The sequence below is a fragment of the Petrotoga olearia DSM 13574 genome, assembly GCF_002895525.1.
Lineage (GTDB): Bacteria > Thermotogota > Thermotogae > Petrotogales > Petrotogaceae > Petrotoga > Petrotoga olearia.
On sequence record NZ_AZRL01000012.1, the window covers coordinates 92,309 to 117,906 of the forward strand.

19 protein-coding genes are annotated in these 25,598 nt (G+C 31.6%); 17 read left to right on the plus strand and 2 right to left on the minus strand.

Annotated features, from left to right (window positions below; translation table 11 throughout):
• Window positions 1–7: 7 nt before the first annotated feature.
• Together X929_RS04470 and X929_RS04475 are read right to left on the minus strand one after the other, a co-directional pair.
• Window positions 8–703, minus strand: coding sequence for an ABC transporter ATP-binding protein (locus X929_RS04470; protein ID WP_103066839.1), 696 nt, complete (start codon window positions 701–703; stop codon window positions 8–10).
• Complete coding sequence (locus X929_RS04475) at window positions 703–3,303, minus strand: ABC transporter permease (RefSeq protein ID WP_103066840.1); 2,601 nt, start codon at window positions 3,301–3,303, stop codon at window positions 703–705. The genes X929_RS04470 and X929_RS04475 overlap by 1 nt, the downstream gene beginning before the upstream one ends.
• Window positions 3,304–3,557: 254 nt before the next feature.
• Here X929_RS04475 and htpG point away from each other — a divergent pair, with 254 nt between their 5' ends.
• The 17 genes from htpG to corA all read left to right on the plus strand — a co-directional run bounded on the left by htpG (window position 3,558) and on the right by corA (window position 25,587).
• On the plus strand, window positions 3,558–5,462 hold the full coding sequence (gene htpG / locus X929_RS04480) for a molecular chaperone HtpG (protein WP_103066841.1): 1,905 nt from the start codon (window positions 3,558–3,560) through the stop codon (window positions 5,460–5,462).
• A gap of 221 nt (window positions 5,463–5,683) precedes the next feature.
• Complete coding sequence (locus tag X929_RS04485) at window positions 5,684–7,771, plus strand: hypothetical protein (protein ID WP_103066842.1); 2,088 nt, start codon at window positions 5,684–5,686, stop codon at window positions 7,769–7,771.
• Window positions 7,772–7,800: 29 nt separating this feature from the next.
• Window positions 7,801–8,625: an AmmeMemoRadiSam system protein B gene (amrB, locus tag X929_RS04490; RefSeq protein WP_103066843.1), complete on the plus strand. Its 825-nt coding sequence runs from the start codon at window positions 7,801–7,803 to the stop codon at window positions 8,623–8,625.
• 21 nt (window positions 8,626–8,646) lie between these two features.
• Window positions 8,647–8,991 carry an Asp23/Gls24 family envelope stress response protein gene (locus X929_RS04495; protein WP_169924961.1) on the plus strand — a complete coding sequence of 115 codons (345 nt, stop codon included), beginning with the start codon at window positions 8,647–8,649 and terminating at the stop codon, window positions 8,989–8,991.
• Window positions 8,992–9,008: 17 nt separating this feature from the next.
• Window positions 9,009–10,676 (plus strand): DAK2 domain-containing protein, encoded by a 1,668-nt coding sequence (locus X929_RS04500; protein WP_103066845.1) that lies wholly within the window; start codon window positions 9,009–9,011, stop codon window positions 10,674–10,676.
• Window positions 10,677–10,729: 53 nt separating this feature from the next.
• On the plus strand, window positions 10,730–11,593 hold the full coding sequence (locus X929_RS04505) for a glycine--tRNA ligase subunit alpha (RefSeq protein WP_103066846.1): 864 nt from the start codon (window positions 10,730–10,732) through the stop codon (window positions 11,591–11,593).
• Window positions 11,583–13,652 (plus strand): glycine--tRNA ligase subunit beta, encoded by a 2,070-nt coding sequence (glyS, locus tag X929_RS04510; protein ID WP_103066847.1) that lies wholly within the window; start codon window positions 11,583–11,585, stop codon window positions 13,650–13,652. Before X929_RS04505 ends, glyS begins: the two co-directional genes overlap by 11 nt.
• A 26-nt stretch (window positions 13,653–13,678) precedes the next feature.
• On the plus strand, window positions 13,679–14,779 hold the full coding sequence (locus X929_RS04515) for a TM0106 family RecB-like putative nuclease (protein ID WP_103066848.1): 1,101 nt from the start codon (window positions 13,679–13,681) through the stop codon (window positions 14,777–14,779).
• Window positions 14,780–14,898: 119 nt separating this feature from the next.
• Window positions 14,899–15,468 carry a chromate transporter gene (locus tag X929_RS04520; protein ID WP_103066849.1) on the plus strand — a complete coding sequence of 190 codons (570 nt, stop codon included), beginning with the start codon at window positions 14,899–14,901 and terminating at the stop codon, window positions 15,466–15,468.
• Window positions 15,465–16,028: a chromate transporter gene (locus X929_RS04525; RefSeq protein ID WP_103066850.1), complete on the plus strand. Its 564-nt coding sequence runs from the start codon at window positions 15,465–15,467 to the stop codon at window positions 16,026–16,028. Before X929_RS04520 ends, X929_RS04525 begins: the two co-directional genes overlap by 4 nt.
• A 56-nt stretch (window positions 16,029–16,084) precedes the next feature.
• On the plus strand, window positions 16,085–16,783 hold the full coding sequence (locus X929_RS04530) for a dTMP kinase (protein WP_103066851.1): 699 nt from the start codon (window positions 16,085–16,087) through the stop codon (window positions 16,781–16,783).
• 1 nt (window position 16,784) lies between these two features.
• Complete coding sequence (gene cls / locus X929_RS04535) at window positions 16,785–18,245, plus strand: cardiolipin synthase (RefSeq protein ID WP_103066852.1); 1,461 nt, start codon at window positions 16,785–16,787, stop codon at window positions 18,243–18,245.
• Window positions 18,246–18,554: 309 nt separating this feature from the next.
• Window positions 18,555–19,496: an ABC transporter substrate-binding protein gene (locus X929_RS04540; RefSeq protein ID WP_103066853.1), complete on the plus strand. Its 942-nt coding sequence runs from the start codon at window positions 18,555–18,557 to the stop codon at window positions 19,494–19,496.
• Between the two features lie 27 nt (window positions 19,497–19,523).
• Window positions 19,524–20,513, plus strand: a complete 990-nt coding sequence (locus tag X929_RS04545) for an ABC transporter permease (protein ID WP_103066854.1) — start codon at window positions 19,524–19,526, stop codon at window positions 20,511–20,513.
• The gene (locus tag X929_RS04550; protein ID WP_103066855.1) at window positions 20,486–21,214 is read left to right on the plus strand and encodes an ABC transporter ATP-binding protein; all 729 of its coding nucleotides are present in this window, start codon (window positions 20,486–20,488) and stop codon (window positions 21,212–21,214) included. Before X929_RS04545 ends, X929_RS04550 begins: the two co-directional genes overlap by 28 nt.
• Before the next feature lie 130 nt (window positions 21,215–21,344).
• The gene (locus X929_RS04555) at window positions 21,345–24,545 is read left to right on the plus strand and encodes a UvrD-helicase domain-containing protein (protein WP_103066856.1); all 3,201 of its coding nucleotides are present in this window, start codon (window positions 21,345–21,347) and stop codon (window positions 24,543–24,545) included.
• Window positions 24,532–25,587, plus strand: a complete 1,056-nt coding sequence (gene corA / locus X929_RS04560) for a magnesium/cobalt transporter CorA (protein ID WP_103066857.1) — start codon at window positions 24,532–24,534, stop codon at window positions 25,585–25,587. The genes X929_RS04555 and corA overlap by 14 nt, the downstream gene beginning before the upstream one ends.
• Window positions 25,588–25,598: the final 11 nt, after the last annotated feature.

Below are 25,598 nucleotides of genomic sequence, written 5' to 3' on the forward strand. Positions count from 1 at the left end.
CAAAGAATTAAATTTCTTGTATAATTCCATCTCTAATTTGAATAATTCTATCGGCTCTTTTTGCAATATTCAAATCATGGGTAACTACCACAAGTGTTGTTCCCTTTTCTTTTCTTATCTCCTCCAACAGTTCTATTATTATTTCACCATTTTCGGTATCAAGATTTCCAGTTGGTTCGTCAGCCCATATAACCTCTGGTGAATGTATTATAGCCCTTGCAATAGCAACTCTTTGTTGCTCTCCACCTGATAGCTCATAGGGGAATCGTTCTACTTTATTCTCAAGCTTAACTTTCTTTAAAACTTCATAAGCCTTGTCCTTTGAGGTCTTGTTCTTTTCTCCTAAGATTAACAAAGGCAATTGGACATTTTCTAAAACCGTCAAAACAGGAATTAGATTAAAAAATTGAAAAACAAAACCCATGTTTTTGGCCCTGAAGGAAGTTCGTTCTTCTTCTTTCAAATTTTGGAATGGAACCCCTTTAAAATAAATCTCGCCTCTTGTAGGATTATCTATTGCAGAAAGGCAATTAAGTAAGGTCGTTTTACCTGAACCGGAAGGCCCTAATATACCAATAAATTCACCTTTTTTAATCGTTAAGGTAACGTTCTTTAAAGCCTCTACTTTTACCCTCTTATCGTTGTACACTTTGTACAATTCAATCGCTTTTATCAAAGCACTATTTTTACTCTCAACTTCCATTATCCTATCTCCCTCAAACTGTCTGCTGGTGTGATTTTAGTTATCAAAAAAGAAGGTATCATCAAGGTTAGAAAAGTGACTAAATACACCATTCCAACTATACCGATTACATTCAACAAAGGAAAATAAAAATCAACATTTCCTAAAAACTGAAAGATGGCGAAAATAATATCCTTTGCGACTAAGTAACCTCCAACAAGACCTATGAAAGCTCCTACTGAAACAATGCTGAAATTTTCAATGAGAAGCCCCTTGGTTATATCTTTTGAGCTTGAACCGATTGCTCTTAGAGTTCCGATTATTCTTTGGCGAATTATGCATGATCTTACAGAGTACAGTGCCAGTCCTGAAAATCCACTAATCAATCCAAGATAAAGCATTCCAGTTGCTAGAGAAATTATACCATCAACCCCATTATAAATGTTTTGTAATTCCTCCTCTATAAAAATGGGGAAATCAAAAGTTGACATATATTTCTGTTTAATTTCATCTATATTTTCTTTAGGCACATTCCCTAAAAGTATATCGATACTTTTCACACTATTAGGTTTAGAAATTATATTTGCTACATATTTTACAGGAATTGTAATATCTTTTAAGTTAAAAAAACCAACGACATCGTAAGAAACATTAGATACTCCACCTAAGGGTGTAATAGAAGAAAGATTACCCTTCACGTACTCTGGAATTTGTTCTTCATCACTAAATTTTCCATAAAGAACGGTATTTTTACTTTTCAGTTCCTCTCTCCAATCTGTTACTGTTTCCGATGGAATTATCGCCGATTCAAGAAAAGTATCGTCTACAAAAGCTATGATCTGTGAATCGAGAATGGCAATTTGAACCTTTGTTGGCTTTTCTATCCCTTCATAAACAGCTATATCATCAGAAAAAAATAGGTTTTTTATAGGATTTGATACAACCAAAAAATTATATCCAAATAATCCTTCTTGCATAGAAGTATCAACAAACCTAACCAAATTCGCTGGTATGGAAGAAATAACAATCAAACCAAAAATAATTATACCAAACATTAAAGAAAGCATTAAAACTCTAACTGGGAATCTTTCAACATACGAAAATCCCAAAAGAAAAGGAACACTCTTCTTTGAGGAAAACACTTTAGAAAACCTTTTTAAAATTGGAATTATAGAAGTAAAAAAAAGAACAACAATAACACCGAATAAAAAGGCTCTTTGAAAAATAAAATTAAAAGCTAACACTCCAGAAGAGAGACTAAAATATGTTTTACTAAGTATCATCAGAAAAATGGATAACCCAACATTAAATAAAGGATTTTTCAATACAAATACTAATCCCAATGAAATTAGAATTAATCCCAGGATTTCAAACTCATTTGCAAATGAAATTAGCAGAAAACCTGATATAATAAAAAGAATGGAAAACCACCCGTTAATACCATGAGGAACATATGCCTCCACATCTTTTTTCAAGGATTCTACGGGAGAATTGTTGGAAATATGTAACCCTTTAATCATAAAAATAAGCAGGGGTATTATAATACCTATTAAAAAGCCTAATATTATTGTTTGAAGACTTAATTCATAAGGAGCGATTGTAAAACTTCCCAAAGTTTCGAAAGTTAGACCTGATGCAATTTCACCAAGTTGATTTAATAGGACAGCTCCTATTTTCGCCCCCAAAACAACTCCTATTAGTGAAGATATCCCAAAATATAACAAAGCCTCCATAAAGAAAAGAAATAAGATCTTACCTCTTTTAAAACCTAAAATCCTTAAAATACCTACCGTTTTTTCTTGCTCGTTTGCAAAATTGTTCCCGAAAACGATAACTAATATTAAACCCGCCATTATTGAAAAAAAACTAAAGGCAAGAACAATATACCCCAGAATTTCATTTGCAGGAGAATTTAAAAAATCTTCTTTTATATTAATAATCTGCAGATTTGAAGGAATCGGAATATCAGAAATATGTACATTTTCAGATTCAACAAAATCCACATAAGCTTTTGAGGGAAAAACTGTATTCCCTTCGAAATCTGATACATTAACAAAAACCGATCCCGGATACTGTGCCATTTCTCCTCGATAATTCAAAAAACCATTCTCACCAACATGTGAAATCTCTAAATTCTTTGAACCCCCTGGCATGTGAATTATAATGGTTTCTCCTTCATCAATTCCACTTTCTTTTGCTATCTCTTTAGATACAACTACTTTACCAGGGCTTATATCAATATTTTGACCAACAAAGTTTGAAAGATCTTCTCCTTTAACCGCAACAACCAGAACTTCTAAAAAACGTCCATTATGCTCTATTCTTCCCAAACTTTCTGAAACCGGTAGAATATTCTTTATTTTGGGATCGCTTTTTATATCGTCTAAAATCATTTGTGACAAGGGAAAAGAGAAAAATAATGATGTCCTGTTATTAACAATAAAAGCATCTGCTTGACCAAAATTAACTTCCACTTGAGTTTTCCTATAAGAAACTATCGAATCATTAAGCGAAAGAGAAGAAACAGTTAACAAAGAAGGAATGATAGCCCCCAACACTAACAAAATGCTCACTTGCCATCTTTTTAAAAAATTGCGAAGGGCGAATTTCCAAAAAAACACTAAACCATCTCCCAAATGTGCGTTATTCAATGTCCAATGTTATTTTATCAAATTACTTTAAAAAATACTATAGTTTAACAAAAAATATATCAAAATTCACTACATTCTAAAATGAATTCGTGAGCTCAAGAAAGTTCTTTATATAAAAATAATAAAAAAAAGAAAATTAACCTTCAAAAAAATTCGATATAATTTTTTTGGTTAGAGTTTCTAAAGACACTAAGAGTCTAAAAAACGGGAGGAGAAAGACAAAAATGCCAGAAGTAAAAGAATTTCAAGCTGAAACAAAACAATTACTCAACCTAATAATAAACTCCATTTACACCCACAAAGACATATTTTTAAGAGAGTTGATTTCTAACGCATCGGACGCCCTTGATAAAATAAGATTCCTATCTTTAAAAGACCCCAACGTTTTACAAAACGATACTGACTTGCGGATAAGGATAGAAATAGACAAAGATAACAACACATTGATAGTTGAAGATAACGGTATTGGAATGTCATATGAAGAAGTAATCGAAAATTTGGGAACTATCGCAAAATCAGGCACAAAAAACTTTCTTCAACAACTAAAACAGGCTCAAATAGGAAACAGCCTAACTGTAGATAAGGAAAACACTATAATAAACCTAATAGGTCAATTTGGCGTTGGGTTTTATTCGGTATTCATGGTTGCTAAAAAAGTTATTGTAGAAACAAAAAAGTGGGATCAGGATAAAGGTGTAAGATGGGAGTCTGATGGAATAGGAACTTATTCAATTGAAGAATGTGAAAAGGCCAATAGAGGGACTAAGATTACCCTAATATTGAAAGATGATCTAGATGAGGATGAAAATTATTTGGATCAATACAAAATTCAAGAATTAGTCAAAAAACATTCTAACTATATAAAATATCCCATCAAAATTAAATGGGAAGAAGAAGTAGAATCTGGTAAAAAGAAGATCACCAATAAAATACTCAATTCAATGGTCCCATTATGGAACAAAAGCAAAGAAGAAATCTCTCAAAATGAATACAACGAGTTCTACAAAGAACATTTTTACGATTGGAACGATCCTTTCGATGTCATTCATTTTAAAGCTGAAGGAACAACGGTTGAATTCACAGCATTGCTTTATATCCCTTCTAAGTTACCGTTTACCTTTTTCAGTAAAGATTACAAAAGGGGTTTAAACCTCTATTCAAAGAACGTTTTTATAATGGAAAACTGTGAAGAAGTACTACCCGATTATTTGGGTTTCGTTAAAGGATTGGTGGACTCTCCGGACTTCTCTTTGAATATCTCAAGAGAAATACTTCAGAAAAACAAACAACTAAAAGTAATAAGAAAAAATATTGAAAAAAAGATATTAGATGCTTTAAAATCAAAACTCGAAAACGAAAGAGAAAAATACGTGGAATTTTGGAATGAATTCGGGAAGGTTATAAAAGCAGGATTATACCAGAATATACAAGAAAAAGAAAAAGTCCAAGATCTACTTTTATTCGAAAGTTCTACGTCTGATAAAAATATGGTAACCCTTAAAGAATACATTTCAAAAATGAAAGAAGACCAAGGTAATTATATATATTACGCAGTAGGAGAAAGCAAAGATATTATTGAAAACCTACCTCAAATGGAATCCTTCAAAGAAAAAGGTTATGAGGTTTTGTATTTAACAGATGAAATAGACGAATTTCTTATAAAATTGATGCATGACTACGAAGGGAAAGAATTCAAATCGATCAGCAGTTCAAATGTAAAAATAGATGAGAAATTTAAAGAAAAAGAAGAAGAAAACAAAGACTTACTCCAAAAAATAAAAGAATATCTTAAAGACAAAGTAAAAGATGTTAGATTAACTGATAAATTGAAGGAATCCCCAGCGTGTATAGTAAGTGCCAATGAAGCAATCTCCTTAAACATGGAGAAAACTTTAAAAAATTTAGAGCAACTACCGTTTGAAGCTGAAAAGGTTTTAGAACTAAATCCTGACCATCAAGTATTTAAAATATTAACAGATATATACCAAAAAGATCCCAACTCAGAAGAAATTAAAGATTACGCAGAATTGCTTTACAACCAATCTTTGTTACTTGAAGGATTAGAAATCGAAGATAAAACAACATTTGCAAAACTGATTACAAAACTAATGATAAAATCAAAAAATTAAAGGCGCCCGACAGGGGCGTTTTTTAATTAATAATTGTTGCTAATTTTTATAAACTCTTCTATCTTTTCCCCCACATTCAACATCCCATTTTAATTTCAAAACGTTTATGTAATTGACAATGTTTCTATTTTTATCTAATGCGTTCTAAATGGATTTTTATAAACATATGGTATAATTAAAAAATAAACTTATACTTTTTACCGAACTTCGAGGGGGAATCCATGCCACAACAGAGGGATATTCTTTTTTTCATTTTTTTATTATTACCTTCATTTTTCTTTGGTTTTTCCATAGATTATGATCCATCCAACAACGCCAACATCATATTTTTTGAAACGCAAAGTAAGTTCGAAATTTATCCAAACGATTCAAAGACTATTTACAAAATTTCTTTCGAGGGGGAAATTTTTGAGCAAGCTAATTACAAAATCAGTAAAGGACCTGTAAAAGAAGTTTCTACTTCAAAAAATGTAATTACAATCAAATTTCTTTATCCAATGAACGATTTAGAAATAAAAGATGATAGGATAATCTTTTTTGGATATAAACCATACATTTTTCAGCAGATAAACTTTCAAAAAATAAAGTTAGATGACGCTATAGATATGTTGTTTACTTACATTGGTTGGAATTGGATAAAAACGGAAGAATTACCCGTCACTTTTTTCTCCATAAATTCAAATGAAATACACATAGAATATTTTTTAAGAATGCTGAATGAAGTTTATTCCTTAACTACAATCTTTTACGATGAAGATACTGTATTAATAGGTAAACAAGTTTCTGCCTTTGAAAATGATTTGCCTTTATTCATTGAAAGTGAAAAAATATCTGAAAAAAGTTCCTTAACCAATTCTGTGGTAACAACTTCAAAAGAAGATTCTTTAGATAGAAACCAAGAATATTTGCTTTTCTTTGAATCAAAATATGACCTAACCCGTTTAGAAAAAATTTTTGATTGTAAAGTAGCCTTTTTTGAGGATAATTATTATGCAGTCCTTGCAAGAGAAGATGAAAAGAATCAAATTAAAGAACTTATAAATTATTTAAACGAAATTCCAGAAACACATGATGATAATTTACCAATAAGATCACAACAAATTAGCGAATTATCCACCTCTATTGAAAAAAAAGAAAATTACGATGATGAAAGTTATATTGTTTTAACATCTAATTATGACATGACATTTTTAGATGAAATTCTACCTATAAAGACTTACAAGTTAGACGAACAAAATTTCTTTGTAATGGGAAGTAGTGAATCCATAAAAATAGCCGAAAAAATAAACGAACTTGTTCAACCTCAAATTATACCTGAAAAGTCTCAACCCCTAATTAACAAAGAACTCGTTACCATTCCTGTTAAAAATAGTACAATTTTTGAGGAACTATTAATCCAGGAGAATATCCGATTTTCGAATATTACAGAACAGGAAGATTATGTTCTATATAAGTTAGAATATGAAGAATCCAAAACAAACTTTGTGAAAAATATTCTGAATTCATTTCCTTATGAAGAGAGCAATGTTGAAGTTGAATTAAAAGATTTAATTTCCTTGGTGGCAAAAGCGCAATCTATAAATGTTATATCAGATTTTGAAAACGATAAGAAGGTAACCATCAATAATTTTAATTTAGATATGTCATCATTACAGCCTTATCTGGTATCCCAAGACATTTGGTACGAGAATATCGGGCCAAATACCCTTAGATTTTATGAACAGAAAAAACTATTAAAATACGAGATTTTCGTTTTCTCTGGGCAAAATGTCGATAGATTATCTGTAGAAGAACTTTACTTATTAACTTTACAATTTGATGGTATAATAAATGGTAGCAAAGATAGAGCTTCATTAATATCAAAACCTGTAATATATGTTAATGAAGGTGAACAAGCATCAATAAAATATGTCTTATCGGTTCCCGTATTCGACGAGGAAGACAAGATAATATCAAAAATTGAATCAGGTTTTATAATGGAAGTAAGTGGTGTCTATGACAATATTACAAAATTAGTCGACACTGAACTAAATATAAGTATAAGCGAATTAAAAAACGAAGATAAAAACATAGTTGATGAGAGAAACATGAGAAGTAAATTCATCATACCCAATGGTGGTTTTATAAAATTAGGTGGACTGAATTTTACCAGTATTGTTGAAAACGAAACCGGTATACCTATTTTTAAAGAAATACCAGTCATAGGTCAATTATTCACTTCTTATGAAAAATCAGAAAATGTATACGATTTAGTTATTCTCATACATGTTGAAGTATCGAATAAACCTGAAATAGAGAATTATTTCTGAAACATCCGTCTCTTAGGAGGCTTTTAGAAATGGAGAAGACAAGGCGTCCTGTTGTTGCAGGTACTTTTTACCCTTCGAATCCTGAAAAATTAAAAAACCTTATAAAAAGCTTTTTTGGTGATAATTTTAAAGTAAATACAGAAAAATTAATTCCCTCTATGGGGGTCATAGTACCTCATGCTGGTTACATATATTCTGGAGAAACTGCAGCAAAAGCCTACAAAAAGATATTTGAAAAAGGTATAGCAAAAAGAGTATTTTTGTTAGGACCAAACCATACCGGATTAGGTTCTAAAATATCAATTTTTACAAGCGGTAGTTGGGAAACTCCCATGGGACGAATAAAAATTGACGAAAAAACCGCAGGGAAAATTTTGAAAGATTTAAATATTCATAACGATGAATTTTCTCATTTGAATGAGCATTCACTAGAGGTACAGTTACCTTTTCTTCAGTATGCTATGGGAAATGATTTTGAAATTATACCTATCTGTATGATGGATCAAAGTTTAGAAACCACCAAGAATCTAGGAAAAATTTTAGCAAATATAATAGAAGAAGGAGATTTGGTAATTGCTTCTTCAGATATGAATCATTACGAAAGTCATGAAAAGACATTACTAAAAGACGAAAAAGTTATAGAAACATTAAAAAAGATGAATTTAGAAGAAATGTATGATACAATTAGAAGGTATAATATTAGTATGTGCGGATACGGTCCCGTCGCTGTTCTTTTAAGTATAGGATTTTCTGATATTGAAATAATAGAGCATACGACAAGTGGTGAGAAAAGTGGCGATTATGAAGCGGTAGTTGGATATCTCTCTGCAATACTTAGTAATTTACAAAAATAATAAATTATGGAGGTGAACCACATGTTAATAGAAACAGAATTTGGTACTGTAGATATCAAAAACGAAGTTATAAAAGAATTGGTTTATAAAGCTGTTATCGAATCCTATGGTACGGTAGAAATATCTGGAAAACAAGGTTTTTTTGACAGGATATCAAGTTTATGGTCAAAAAGTGAAGATAGGGGAATAAACGTATCAGAAAATGAAGATAGCATAGTAGTTGATCTTTTCCTTGTCTTTGAATATGGCCTTCCCATAAAAAAAGTCGCTCAAAATATACAAGAGAATGTTCACCACAGAGTTACCTCTATGTTAAATTTTGATAATATTAAAGTAAACGTGAGCATATCTGGCTTGAAATATTAAGGGAAGGTGCTTGTTCAATGCTCAAGTTTTTGTATGCAAAGGACCTATATCTGGCTTTAAAAAAAGGCACAGAAGAATTAGCTAAAAACAAAGATGAAATTAATGCCTTAAATGTTTTTCCTGTCCCAGATGGAGACACCGGTAATAATATGTTAGCAGGTATGCTCGAAGCTTGTAAAAGTATGGACGAAGTTGAAGATAAAAACGATATGAAATCTATGATGGAAAGTTTAAGAAGAGGACTTTTGTTAGGAGCAAGAGGAAACTCAGGAGTTATTTTGTCACAAATATTTCGCGGAATAACAGAAACTATTGAAAAAAAGAAAAGAATTAACACCCAAGATTACATAAAAGCCCTTCAAAATGCAAAAGATAGAGCTTACAATGCTGTTATGAAACCAGTTGAAGGGACAATGCTTACTCTAATACGAAGATTGTCAGAAAAGATGGAAGAGACAATGTCCGAAGAAAAAGATTTTTTGGTTTTTTTCGATTCAATGGTAAAGTATTCATTTGAAATAGTAGAGGAAACTCCCAAATATTTGAAAAAATTGCGCGACTCGAATGTTGTAGATGCTGGAGCAAAAGGACTTGCTTACATCATAAAAGGGATGAATGATGCACTTCACGGTGACATAGAAGTAGAATTAGATAAATTAGAATCTGCTACTCCCGAACAAATAACAGAAATAGCTTATGAAGAACTAACATATCAGTATTGCACAGAAGCGATAGTAAAATTTAATAAACAACCCATACAAAAAAAGAGTTTAGAAGAAATAAGAAGTTTTTTGGAAAGTATGGGAGATTCCATCGTTTTAGTTAATCAAGATGACATATTAAAAACACACGTACACACTAATCATCCTGGCTTAGTCTTTGAAAAGTTTTTAGAACACGGCGAATTAATAAAAACAAAGATAGACAACATGAAATCTCAACATGAACACATAATAGAAAAACAAAAAGAGGGAAAAACAGCTGATATAGAGCAAGCCAAAGTAGCCGCAAACAATAATCTGAACAACAAAAACTGGGGTGTGATTGCTGTATCTCCAGGAAAAGGAATTTCAGAAATCTTTAAAAGTTTGGGAGTGGATCAAGTCATTTTTGGAGGTCAAACCACCAACCCTAGTGTAAAAGATCTCTCGGAGGCAATCAATAAAGTTCCACAAAAAAAAGTAATCATACTCCCCAACAACCCAAATATAGTTCTGGCTGCCGAAAAGGCTGCAGAGTTAACAGATAAAGAAATATTAATTTTACCCACAAAACATGTTCAAGAAGGTATAAGCGCCATGCTTGGTTTCGATGACAATATGGACAAAGAACTACTAAAGGAATCTATGATGGGATACGTTAAATCAGTCGTTCCAATTGAAGTTACTTATGCCGTTAGAGATTCTACTATTAAAGGCGAAAAGATCAAAAAAGGCGAGTATCTAATATTTCTTGGAAAAGAATTAAAAGCTCATGGAAAGAACGTTTATAAAGAAACAGAAAAAGTTTTAGAAGAGTTAATAAAAAAAGGCTATGAAATCATTACTATAATTTACGGTGAAGGTGCTAAAAAAGAAAAAATCGATCAAATAGTAAAAAATCTCACACAAAGATATACCAATATAGAAATAGAAATTCACAACGGTGGGCAGAGACATTATCCACTCCTTATTTCCGTTGAATAGAATTTGATAAATACTCATATGATGAATTATCCTAGAAGAATGGAGGACTTGATTTGTACATTCAAGATGTAATTATGAACTTAGAAAAATTCTGGTCCGATTTAGGATGTGTTATAGACCAACCTTACGATATAGAGATGGGGGCAGGGACTTACAGTCCTGCCACTTTTTTTAGGTCTTTTGGAGAAAATGAATGGAGAGTTGCCTATACTCAACCTTGTCGAAGACCGACAGATGGTAGATACGGGGAAAATCCAAATAGAATGCAACGATTTTATCAATACCAAGTAGTTATCAAACCTTCACCCAAAGACATTCAAGATCTATATATTAGGTCTTTAGAATCTCTGGGGATATCCCCTAAGGAACATGACATAAGGTTTGTAGAAGATAACTGGGAATCTCCTACTTTAGGGGCATGGGGGGTTGGATGGGAAGTATGGTTAGATGGTATGGAGATCACCCAATTCACATACTTTCAGCAGATGGGGGGAATCCCACTAACTTATATTCCTGTTGAGCTTACTTATGGTATAGAGAGAATAGCTATGTATTTACAAAATATCGACAACGTTTATGAAACCAGATGGAATAAAAATGTAAAATACAAAGACATATATAAAGAAAATGAAAGGCAATTCTCTTACTATAATTTTGAAGAAGCTGATATAGACATGCTTAAAACACTTTACAATATGTATAAAAATGAATTTCAAAGGCTAATTACGAAACAATTATATTTACCCGCATACGATTATTTAGCAAAATCCGCGCATGTATTCAACTTATTGGACGCAAGGAATGCCATTGGAGTCAACGAAAGGCATCAATACATATTGGATATAAGAAATATGGCTAAAAGCTGTGCAAAACTATATATAGACAGTTCGAATGCGGAGGTAATCGATGTTGAATAGGGCAATTTTTGAGATAGGTGTTGAAGATTTACCCCCATCAGAATTTGATAATATACGGGCTCAATTGGAAGAAGGATTAAAAAAATCATTGGAAAAAAATGATTTAAATTTTTTATCCATGAATATTTTCATTTCTCCTCGTAGGTTCGGGGCTTACATCGTGGGCCTTCCAGATAAACAACCCGATAAAAAAGAAAAAAGAAAAGGCCCCCCAAAAAAGATTTGTTTCAATGAAAATAATCAACCAACAAAAGCACTGGAAGGTTTCGCGAAAAGTTTAGGTGTTGAAGTAAAAGATGTAAAGTTTGAAAATATCGAAGGTGCAGAGTACGCATATATAGAATCTGTAAGAAAGGGAGAACTTACCAAAATTATTTTACAATATATCATTCCAGAGTTGATAACCAAAATGAATTTTGCCAAAAGTATGAGGTGGGGAAAAGGTAATTACACATTTGTAAGGCCTGTACATTGGGTCTTAGGTTTGTACAATAGAGAGATTTTAGAATTTGAAATATTCGGTGAAAAATCATCTAATAAAAGTTATGGCCATCGATTTTTTGGTGAGGAGATATTAACTACAAATCCTCAAGGTTTTTTTAACGAATTAAAAAAGAACTATGTAATCCCTTTATATGAAGAAAGAATAGAAGTAATAGAGAGAGAAATTCAAGAGTTAGAAAATGAAAATAATATAAAGATTTCTCTGGAAGAACACGAAGAGTTAATTCGAGAAATTGCTAAAATGACAGAATTTCCCAAGGGAGTAGTTGGTAGTTTTGATGAAAAATATCTTTTCCTACCTCCAGAAATTGTTACTGTTACTGTAAGACACCATCAAAGAAGTTTTGTGGCGATGAAAGATGGTAAAGTAATCAATAAATACATAGCTTTTCAAGATGGTTTTGGCAGAAAAAGCAACGTTACAAACGGTTATACTAGAGTAATTAATGCAAGATTAGACGATGCTGCCTTTTACTATGAAGACGACTTAAAAACTGATATATCCAAGAGACTTGAAGCTTTAACAAGTATCACTTATCAAGTTGAATTAGGAAATTATAGAGAAAAATGCGAGCGAATATCAACAATCAGTTCAAAAATTGCTAAAAAACTTGGGTTTGAAAATTTAGATGTGGTTAAAAGAGCCGGATTGTTATGTAAAATTGATATTCCTTCCAAAGTTGTATATGAATTTCCTGAATTGCAGGGAATTATGGGAAGAATCTATTTGAAACACAAAGGTGAACATGAAGATATCTTCTTAACGGCTCAAGAGCATTACAAACCTCTTTCAGAGAACGATGAAATCTCTCGAAATTTAGTCGCTAATATCGTCTCCTTAGCAGACAAAATAGACGACCTCGTTGGATATTTCGGTATAGGAAAGTTCCCTTCAGGCTCAAAAGATCCTTTTGGATTAAGAAGAAAAACTTTTGGAATCTTAAGAATCTTGATATCGTTGGATTGGGACTTGAATCTTAAAGAACTTATCGATTTATCAGAAAAGACATTCTTTGAAAACGGGAAAACTAATATATCAATAAATTCTGTAGAAAATGAGTTAAAAAGTTTCTTATCTAACCGGTTAGAAACTATTTTAGAAAGAGAAAACATATCCAAAGAGGCTATAAATTCAGTCTTAATAAATATATATAAACCTTTAAGAGCTTATTTGGCTGCCAAATCATTGGACAAGTTTATAAAAAAAGAAGAGTTTCAAGATTTTATTATTGCTTTTCAAAGGGTAAACAACATTTCAAAAAACCATAAATCGCAAGAATATCACGGAAGACTATTCATAGAAGATGAGGAAAAAACATTATTTCAAAAGTATTTAGAAGTCAAATCCCAATTTGAAAACTATTTGAAAATCTTGGATTACGATGGAGCGATTGAAAGTTTAATCTCTTTAAAAGACAATATTGACAGGTATTTCGACAAAATCTTTGTTATGTCGGAAGACGAATCTATAAGAAGCAATAGATTAGGTTTTTTAAAATCTTTATCTGGACTGTTTTATGAAATCGGAGATGTGGAAAAACTATACAAAGGATAAATTCTAAGATAAGGCGTGTTTGAACGATGGATTTACTTTACTATGAAAATTTTAAAAGTTGTAGTTATTTTGTACCTACTTACAAAAGACAAGGCTCATACTTTGATATTAACCTAAATGGGTTGAACGTTGAAGCTAATTTTGAAAGTATTAACAACGGCGTAGTGAAAATCATTAGAATGGGAAACAATTTTAAAAAATCTTATTGGTTACATATATACACCGTGTATAAATATTTCAAAGATAAAGATGAGCAAATAAAAAGAATAGTCTTAGAAACATCCAATGGAAGTTACGAAATAAATGCTTCAGATATTCTTTTAAGAGAAAAGTGGATAATGAAAGAATTTAACAATCTTAAATCAACGAAAAAAGTCCATGGGTCACATTGCAAGTTCTGTAAAATTAAAAACCAATGCCACTTACAATTTTTAAGAGAAGGAGATTATTCCATAGTTCCGAACTTAAGTAAATCTATGGTTGAGGATTTAAAAAACATGAATTTAGATCCCTTGACGGTTATTAAAACTAATCAAATAGAAAAATTAGATAAAAGATTCAAAAAACCTTTATACAATCTAAAATCATTAATTGAAGGTCAGATTTACGTTATTGATAAACGTTCTCTTCCTCAAGATTATATAGTCTTTGACGTAGAAACTTACTTAAACAAAGATTTTTTGTTTGGATTCTTAGAAAACGAAACTTATGTTCCTTTCTTTCTAGGAAAAAATGAATACAAAAGCGCGGCAAAAATGGTAGATTTCTTGTATGAAAAAGACAAAGTGCTATTGCATTACGATAAAAACGATCTTACAGCCTTAAAAAAACTTTCATCTAAATATCCTATATTGAGAGATAAATTAAATAAAATCTCCTCAAGAACTTGTGATCTATACGAAATAATAAGAAAAAATTATAGCTTACCTGTTGTCTCTTATTCATTAAAAGACATTAGTAAATACTTTGGTTTTGATTGGAAAACAGAGTTAAATGGTTTTGCTGTCATACCCGAGTACAAAAGCTATTTGAATGGCAATCAAAATGCTTTGAAAAATATCTTTAAATACAACGAAGATGATTGTCGAGCCACAAAATTAGTATTAGAAAGTCTTAAGACCATTTAATCCGTTCATAAACTCTCTAAATAAGACCTATGTATAGTTTATCAAATGCTGTACATAAGTCTTTTTTAATATTAGCATAAGCAATTCTAAAAATTATATAGAAGGAGCTAATAGCATTTATGAAAGATTTATGGAATTTATTTATCACTTTTGCACGTATCGGGAGTCTAACTTTTGGCGGGGGCTACGCAATGTTACCAATGATTCAAGAGGAAGTTGTTAAAAAACACAATTGGGCAACTGATGAAGAGGTAATTGACTATTATGCCATTGGGCAGAGTACACCTGGAATAATCGCTATAAATACAGCTACTTTCATAGGTTATAAACTAAAAGGTGTTATCGGTGGAATATTCGCTACATTAGGGATGGTTTTCCCTTCTATCGTAATAATAACCATTATTGCTATTTTTTTCGAACAGTTCCAAGATTTAAAAATAGTACAACATGCTTTCGGTGGGATAAGAGTTGTGGTGGTGGCATTAATATTGAACGCTATAATAAACATGTGGAAAAAGTCTATCAAAGATTACATAGGTATAATTATATTTTCAGTTTCTTTTCTTGTAGTTGCTTTTCTAAAATTATCTCCAGTTGCAGTTGTGATAACTTCTTTCGTAGTCGGATTGATTATACAACAAAATAGGATAGAAACGCCCCGAAAGGGGTTCAAGGATGATAGCAAATGAATTACCTTATACTATATTTTGAATTTTTTAAAATTGGTTTGTTTTCTATAGGCGGAGGCTTAGCGACAATACCTTTTCTTCAAGATCTTGCCCGTAAGTATGATTGGTTAACCCTTACTGATCTAGCAGATTATATAGCTATATCCGAATCTACACCAGGACCTATTGGAATAAACACAGCTACGTTTGTTGGTTATGGCTCGGCAGGTATCTTTGGTGGTATAATAGCTGTACTGGGAATAGTAACACCTTCAATAATCATTATTACTATAATTGCCTATTACTTTCAAAGATTCAATGAAAAACCATTTATACAAAATGGGTTTTATACTTTAAGGCCTGCAGTGGTTGGACTAATAGGTGCGGCGGGATATGAAGTAGCAAAAGTCTCTTTGTTTAATATTGAAATGTTTACAGAAACTCAAACTTTTATTTCCATGTTAGATTTCAAGGCTATAATATTTTTTCTAATTATCATTTATCTAATGAAACGATTTAAAAAACATCCAGTAGTTTATTTGTCTTTGGGAGCCATTGTGGGAATAATTTTTAATTTTTAACTTAGAAAATCACTTAAATAACCCTGATCCAAGTACCTAACGGTAGGAGGCTATGTATGCAAAAAGGAATGCTTATTGTAATAGAATCTGGAACGGACGCAAGTGGTAAAGCCACTCAAGCAGAAAAATTATGTCAAAGATTAAAAGAGGAAGAAATCAAGGCATTAAAAGTCGAATTTCCAAATTATAAAAGTGATTCTTCGGCTTTGATAAAAATGTATTTAAAAGGTGAATTTGGTGAAAATCCTGAAGCAATTAATCCATACGCTGCTTCCACATTTTTTGCTGTGGACCGATTTGCAACTTATCAAAAAGAATTAAAATCTTTTTACGAATCTGGTGGTATTTTAATATCCGATAGGTACACAACTTCCAACATGATATATCAATCTTCAAAATTTGAAAATCAAAGTGAAAAAGATGAATTTTTGGAATGGCTTTGGGATTTGGAATTCAACAAATTTAATTTGCCAAAACCTAATTACGTAATATTTTTAGACATTCCTCCCAAAATAAGTATAGAATTGCTGAGAAAAAGAAAGGAAAAAATAATAGATCTAACAGGAAAAGACATTCACGAAAAAAATATTGAGTACATAAATATGACATACGAAAATGCAAAATATATTGCACAGAAGTACAATTGGAAGATTATAAACTGTTTAAAAGAAAACGAAAAATTAAAAACAATCGAAGAGATTCACGAAGAAGTCTACACTATATGGGAAAACATAAGAGATTTAGGAGAAATATAAAATGGCCTTTGCTATAATTTTCAAATTTGGATTTTGGACTTTTTTTGTATTAATATATGCATTTGTTGCTACGACTGTTATCATCTTGGAAAGAAAAAGACCAGAAAAAACCATAAGTTGGCTTTTAATATTTGCCGTAATCCCACTTATAGGATTTGTAATCTATCTTTTTTTTGGAAGAAACTGGAAAAGAAGAAAACTTACCAGTGATATTTACTTGAATTCAAAACCTACTTTAACGGAAGAAGAAAAAGAATGGCTAATCAAGGTACTTGGGGAAAATGATATTCAATACTTACAACTAATTAATCTTTTAAAAAGAAACTCTAAGTCGCCTTTATTTTTAGGAAACGACATTGAAATTTTTAAAAATGGGAAAGAAAAATTTACTTCTTTTTTTAAAGAAATTGAAAACGCTAAAGAATCTATCCATTTGGAATACTATATTGTAAAAGACGATGAAACAGGCAAAAAACTCAAAGATCTTCTGATAAAAAAGGCTAAAGAGGGCGTAGAAATTAAATTTATTATGGACAAAATAGGTTCGGGGCGTTTAAAGAAAAGCTATATAAAGCAATTAAAAAATGCGGGAGTTGAAATTGCTTTTTACAGCTATTTTCTATCGCCGGTGCTTAAATTCCTAAATACTCAGGTTAATTACAGAAATCACAGAAAAATAGCGATAATTGACTCTGAAATCGGCTTTATTGGTGGAATAAACATTGGAAATGAATACATTGGTAAAAGTAGTTTGGGATATTGGAGAGACCTTCACTTAAAAGTCAGGGGAGAGGCTGTAAACGGACTTCAAAAAATTTTTTTTGATGACTATCAAACAATTGTAAAGGCAGAGAGGAAAAAAGAAAATTTAGATCCTATTAAATACTTTAAAAAGCAAGAAAAAAAAGGAGATTCTTTAGTCCAAATAGCGGTAAGCGGTCCCGAGTCAGAAAATTCATCCATAATGCAAATGATCCATAAGATGATAACTATAGCTAAAGATCACATATACATAGCTACCCCTTACTTTGTCCCAAATGATAGCATTCTCTCTGCTATAAAAATAGCTGCTCTTTCGGGTGTTAAAGTAAAAATTTTATTTCCTGGAAAAATGGATCATTTTTTAGTATATTTTGCTTCAAGGACATATCTCGAAGAAATTATAAAATATGGTGTTGAAGTGTACTTTTACAGAAAAGACCGGTTCATACACTCCAAATTTGTATCGATAGATGGCTTAATATCAACCGTTGGAACCGCAAATATAGATATCAGAAGCTTCGAACTAAATTATGAGGCAAACCTTTTAATATACGATAGAGAAAAAACTAAACAAATAGAAGATATTTTTCATGAGGATTTAAAAATTAGTTCCCACATATCTCAAGATTACTTTAATGCTCAGCCTTTCCTTATCAAATTTACAGAAGCATTCTGTAAGATTTTCTCTAATCTTTTGTAAAAAGTGCAATTTTTACTTGACAACCTTTATTTGTTGATGTATAATTTAAAAAATTAAATTTCAATTAAGCGAGGGTTACTATGAAAAAAATTTCATTACAAGTTTTAATAAATGCTTTCAATATTTTAAAATCAAAAAATAATCAATATTTCTACTTTTGGTATTGGAAAGACACCCATTTTGGTGCCTTCCATTACCTATTAGCTAGCAAGTAGGTATAAGAAGAACAAATTGGGTGTCTACGAAAAAGTAGACACCTTTTTTTTTAATAAAACACAAAAAAACAAAATCTCCAGGAGGTGTGAGGGTATGAAAAAAGTATTAACAACTTTGGTAATTGTTTCTCTATTCACATTTACTTTCGGTGTAAAGATTGGCATCACACAAATTGTAGAGCACCCAGCTTTAAACAAAATTTATCAGGGGATAATCGATTACGTTGAAGATTCGGGTGTAGATTTTGAATATGAACATCAAAGTGCTCAAAATAGCTTTCAAAACGCTATAACTATAGCCAACAAGTTCAAAACAGATGTAGACATAATAGTTGCAATAGCAACACCTTCCGCTCAAGCAGCGGCAACCGAAATAAAAGACAAGCCGGTGGTATTCAGTGCCGTTACGGATCCAATAAGTGCAGGTTTGATACCTAAATTTGGTAAAAATCCCGGAAATGTTGTTGGAATAAGCGATATGGTCCCTGTTGAAACACATTTAAACCTTATAAGAACAATATTTCCTGATGCCAAAAATTTAGCTATACTTTACAATACCGGAGAGTCTAACTCTGTTTTTTTAGCTGATCAAACCAAGAAATTTGGACTTCAACTAGGATTCAATGTAATTGAAATTACAGGAACCAACGCTAACGAACTTGTTACTTCCCTAAACGCTCAAGCAAACAGAATAGATGTTGCCTATCTATCCACGGATAATTTGGTTGCTTCATCTGCTGAAATCTTAGATCAAGTATTTGAAAAAAACAAGATTCCGGTAGTTGCAGGAGACATTGATATAGCAAGAAAAACATCAGTTTTAGGTTTTGGCTTTGATTATTATCAAGTAGGAATAGAAACAGGAAAAATTGTCCTTGATCTCATAAACGGTAAAAAACCTTACGAAATTGAGTCAAGAATAGTGGGTGCAGACGTATTAACGTTTTATATAAATTTGGACAGAGCTAGGAACTTAAATGTAAACATACCTCAACAATTTTTAGAAATTGCAGATGAAATAGTAGATACACAATGATCATGAAAAAATTTTAGGAGGAAAATTATGGATTTAGTGGGTATATTAGAACAAGGATTAATTGCCTCCCTTGTGGCAATGGGTGTGTTTATAAGTTTCCGAGTCATCGACCTCCCAGATTTAACGCCGGATGGATCGTATGTATTAGGTGGTGCGGTAACCGTTGCCTTTATGTACGCAGGCCTGCCTTGGATACTGTGTATGATTCTTGGTGGTTTAATGGCTGGTTTTTTTGGGATAGTAACCGCACTGATACATAACAAATTAAAAGTAAATTCCTTGTTAGCCAGCATATTGGTGATGACCATGCTCTATTCGATAAACATAAGGGCCATGAACGGACCGAACGTTTCGGTTCCAAAAGAAATAACAGCGCAACAAGAAGCACAATACACAGAGAGAACAAAATTAGATGACATTTTAGGTATGAGTACCTCAAAGGAGAATCAAAGCAATTTACAAGTAAATGAAACCAAAAAAACCTTATCTCCATTCAGAGAAAACTCTGGATATAATTCTACCATCTTAATAGCAACAGTAGTATCTATAGCTGCTCTTTTAACAATAATCTTTTTGAGGACAGAGTTAGGGATTGCCCTTAGGGGATACGGAGGGAACAAAGCAGGAATCAAAAACCTTGGTATGAACCCTGAAATTATGAGTATAATAGGATTATTTTTAGGAAATTTCTTCGCGGGGCTGTCGGGATCCTTGTTCTCTATGTACGGTGGATTTTCAGATGTAAATATGGGGCAAGGCATAGTTGTAACTTCTTTGGCGGCGGTTATTTTGGGGGAGATAATATTTGGGAGGCTAAATCTGTTCTATAACATGTTATGCCCCATTATTGGAGCTGTTGTCTATCAATTTTTACTGGCGTTAGCCATGAGATATGGTTACACGATAGGCTTCCAATCAAGCGATATGAAACTAATAACTGCGTTGTTCATAATAATAGTAATAGGATTGAGGAGGGTAGAATTTAAAAAATGGTTGAGCTTAAAAACATCAGAGTAGTATACAATAAAAATCAAGTTAATGAAAAAAAAGCCTTGGACAAATTCGAATTAATCGTTAAAAAAGGAGAATTCGTCACTATCATAGGTCCCAATGGTGCTGGTAAAACAACGCTTCTTAAAGTCTTAACTGGAGAAGTAGTGTTAGATCAAGGAAGCTTTACATTAAATAACAAAAGCATAAAAAGAATTAAACCCTACAAGCTCTTTCGAAATGTTGGCATAGTGTATCAAGAACCTGATAGAGGTGTATTCCCTGATCTAACCCTCGAAGAAAATTTGATCTTGGGATCCAAAAAAGGAAATAGATTCTTTTCATTTGGAAAATACGAAGGATTAGAATTGTTGAAATCTTTAAACATGGGATTAGAAAACAGACTTAAAACAAAAGTCAAAGAATTTTCTGGAGGGCAAAAACAGGCCCTCGCCATGGTTCTTGCTTCTATAACAAAGCCTGACCTTCTGTTGTTAGATGAACATACAGCGGCTCTTGACCCAAAAAATGTTGAAAAGGTAATGGAACTAACTATGAAGATAAATAAAGAGTTAGGATTAACCATAATAATGGTCACACACAACATGAAAATAGTGGAAAAATATGCTCGTAGGATAGTGGAGATCAAAGATGGCAAAGTTACAAAAGATTTTGTCTATGAAAAAACACATAACACAGAAGAACTAAAAAAAGTAACGGCTAATTGACAAATAAAATACTTCTAACTTACCTTCTAGACGCTCTATACCATAGAGCGTCTTTGTTTTTAATCAATAATAGAATATGGTATAATATTTAATACAAATTGGTTCTTAATTTGAAAGGACAAGATACTAAATGAGTGTAAAAAAAGTTGATGTTTACAAAGAGATAGACAATCCAAATAGGAATTTCTTCATCTCAGCATCGGCTGGAACGGGCAAAACCTATATTCTTACACAATATTTTATCAAAGTGTTAGAAAAGAATTTTCCAAATTCTGAGATAGTGGATAATATTCTTACTGTGACCTTTACAAATAAAGCCGCTTCTGAAATGAAGAACAGGATCATGGAAGAAGTTTCCAACAAATTGGATAAAAGCTCCCCCCCATATGGTGCCAGCAAATTAGAATGGAACCGATATTGGAACGAAGTAAAAATTAATTTATCCCGCTCATGGATCAAAACTATAGACAGCTTTTGTTCAAGAATAATAAGAGAAAACAACATTTCCATGGGAGTAGACCCGAATTTCAGTATAATTAGCGACTTTCAGAGAGATAGAGAAGTTGAAAGATCGGTTTATTCGGCTTTAAGAGTTTCCTTAGAAATATATCAAGATAAGGACATAGATTGGCTTAACTTCTTATCAACAAAAAGGAAGGAAAAAATAGAAAAGTATGTTGAAACTTTAAATAGAGAAAAAACAAAATTTAAAGAATCCTTTAAAAATATACTTTCTGAAATAGGATTGGATAAGTTTGAAAAAATAATTCAAGATGTCGTTTCCAACTGGCGCATTGAAATGTCAAGAGTTTTATTAACTAGTGATTTAGAATTAGCAGATAAAGAACTCTCCGAACTTTACAAAAACTTTTTATGGCTTGTCAAAATTATTTCTCTTATCGCTAGTGAATTCTATTTGGGATTAACCATCGATAATTTTTTATACGACTTCAAAGCGGTTTTAGAAAAGGTTGTAGAAGAATTCGAAAATAACCCCGATCTTCTTAAAAAGTATCAAAATAAATTTAAATATATCATAGTTGATGAATTTCAAGATACCAATTATCTTCAGAAAGAAATCTTTGACAAACTTCATACGACAGATAATTATTTCTTTTATGTTGGAGACAGAAAACAATCCATCTATCGTTTCAGAGGAGCGGATGTTTCTGTATTTTCTCGTTCTTTAACAGAGGCTCAAAACTCTGATGAAGAAGTTCTTTTGGGAAAATTAACTAAAAACAGAAGATCTCATCAACAAATAATAAATTTCGCAAATCACCTTTCAGAAGCTTCATTATTTAAAAGAGAAAATTTACAGATGGAAGGCATTGATCCCAAACTTCTAGAAAATCTCTCCTTCCAAGAAGAAGATATATCAGAACCCGAAATCCCTCCCCAAGAGACCGAAGCGATCCCCACGTTGAGTGAAGATGATACTAAAAGAGTTAAATACATATTAATTGAACCCACGGATGAAAATGGATTAAACAACCAAGAAAATCGCCTAGCCATTGAAATAGAAACGTTGGCAAAAGTTATAAAAAAGTTGTTAGGACAAGAAATGGATTTCAAGGTAAGAAAAAATAATAAAGTATATTATGAAAGAAGAAAAATAGAACCAAAAGATATCGCTGTCCTTTCAAAAGAATTAAAAAATACAGAAAAAATACTTAGAACAACCTTTTTTAAATATAATATACCCTTTTATATATTCGGCAGCAAATCTTTTTACAATAGACCAGAAATTCAAGCTATCTTTGCTGCTCTCAACTCAATTCAAAATCCTTTCAACGACTACCAGTTTGTCAGATACATGATGTCACTTTTAGTAGGCATGAGTTTTCAAGATCTTTCCAAATTAGTAGAAAAAAGTCAGGGAAGTTTTTTTGAAACGTTTGAAAAGATAAAAAATGAATTCCCTGAAGATGTAGTAGAAAGTTATAAAGTGCTTAAAAAGTACAAGGATCTCAAATATTATTTAACTCCTTCTTCTATACTGAAAGGTATAATAAACGATAACAATTACTTCTCTAAACTCGCTTTAACAAACGATCCTGAAGTTTCAATATCCAATATAAAAAAACTTATAAATCAAGCTGAAGAATACAACAATATGGCAAATTCCTTTTCTGAATTGGTTAGATTTTTAAAAAATGCCTCTAATATCTCTGAAGAAGAAGCTTCTATTGAAGATGAAACATCTAACAGTGTGAAAGTAATGACCATTCATAAATCTAAGGGCCTGGAATTTCCTATTGTATTAATGATCGGTTTACATCACTCTATTTCTGGTACAAAAAATGGTTCCTATGCGGAATTTTCGATCCCTAATGCGGATGGAAATAGATATTACCTCTTGAAGAATGTATTTAAAGACAGCGTAGAAAACAGTGACCATTGGCTGCTCAAATGGTTTAAAAACAATGATTTTTTGGATAAAACCGAAGCCAACAGATTAGTATATGTGGGAATAACAAGAGCGAAAGACCTTCTGATACCCATTTTAGTTTCAAACGAAAGAGCCGATACATTAAATAATTTCTTCCTAACATTAAAAAATTCAAATACGATAGATATAATTCAATCAAATAATATTCAACAACCAAAAGAAAAATCTCCTGAACCTCTAAACAAAGATGAAGAAAATGCTTTGTTTAAAGATATACCTCAACAAAATCTTAAAGACTTAACCAATCTCTCGTATAAAAAGTATATAGCCCCAACCTACATAATCAAGGAAATAAAATCTGAGGAATTAGAACTAATAGAAGATCTCAATGGAGCCCTTATTTCTCCTTCATCTTCTTTTGATTCAACAAATATTTTTTCAGACCAAGAGCTCATATTTAGAGGATCTTTTTTACACTCTAAACTAAGAAGTGCTCAAAATATAAGCCACATTAAATACATGGTAGAAAACGAAGAACTACCACAGGGTTTTGATGAATTAGATATAGTGAAAAGGGCTTTCACACCCTCTGAGAATAAAATAATAAAAAATGAATGGAGACTCATGAAAAAATTGAATATAGGAAAAAAAGAGTACATGTTATTTGGGATTCCTGATAAAGTTATCATAGAGAAAGGTGATATAGAAATTCTGGATTACAAATATTCAGACTTGAAAGATCCAAAAAAAATCAACGATTATAAATTTCAAATATTATTCTACCTTTACCTATTAGCCGATTTCGGTAATCCAAAAAAGGGACACATAATAAGTATCAAAACATTACAAGAACCCATAACTTTTGAATACGATCCCCAGTTTGAAGATCGATTGATCTTACACCTTTCTAAAGAGGGAGGTAACTATGAATTTAGGTAAACAAAAAAATTCAAGCAAAGTTGGAACCCCTCCAGGGGAACTAATTTACACAGGAAAATTGGAGCCATCTAAAGCTATTATCAACGTAGTTTCCTACGATCAACACACTTATAACATTCGTGAAAATGTTGATCCAGATTTTTTAAAAACCTTAGATAAAAACAAAATTCATTGGATCGATTTTGAAAATGTCTCAGACCCTGATAAATTAACTTCCATTGGGGAAATTTTTAACATTCACAAGTTAACGATGGAGGATATAATTAATGTCAATCAAAGAACTAAGATTGAGTTCTATGATTCTTATACATTCTTAGTCTTAAAAATAATTTCTGATTCAAATGAAAAGCTTGAATTTAGACAATTCAGTATGATCATAAAAGAGAATATACTGATAAGTTTCTCAGAAGAAAAGAATTTTGCAACAAAATGGCTAAAAACTCAGCTCGAGTCAAACGCAGGAGATATCAGAAACAAAGATTTAGGTTACCTAACCTTCTCCTTAATGGATATCGTGGTTGATAGTTACTTCTCAAAACTAAGTAATTATATTTCTTACACACAAGAAATAGACGAAAAAATCACAGAAGATATAGAAGAAGAACTTTTTATAAAAATCAAGAAAATTAAGCAAGAAATATTAAGGTTCCGAAGATTTGTAGCCCCTTTAAAAGATATACTCTTTCAAATGCAAAAAAAAGAAAAAGGTATTGTGAATGAGAAAAATCAAATATATTTTAACGATCTTTACGACCATACCATACGAATAAGCGAATCTATTGATTTACTGAGGGAGAATTTAAATAACTTGACAGAGATTTATCTATCGATAGCAAGCAACCGTTTAAACGAAATAATGAGAATTCTTACCATAATATCAACTATTTTTATCCCTCTAACTTTTATAGCCGGAATATATGGTATGAATTTTGAGAATATGCCAGAACTGCATTGGAGATTTGGTTATTTCCTAATCTTAGGAATTATGGCAACTATAGCTGTGATTATGATAATTATATTCAAAAAGAAAAAATGGTTTTGAATTATAAATAA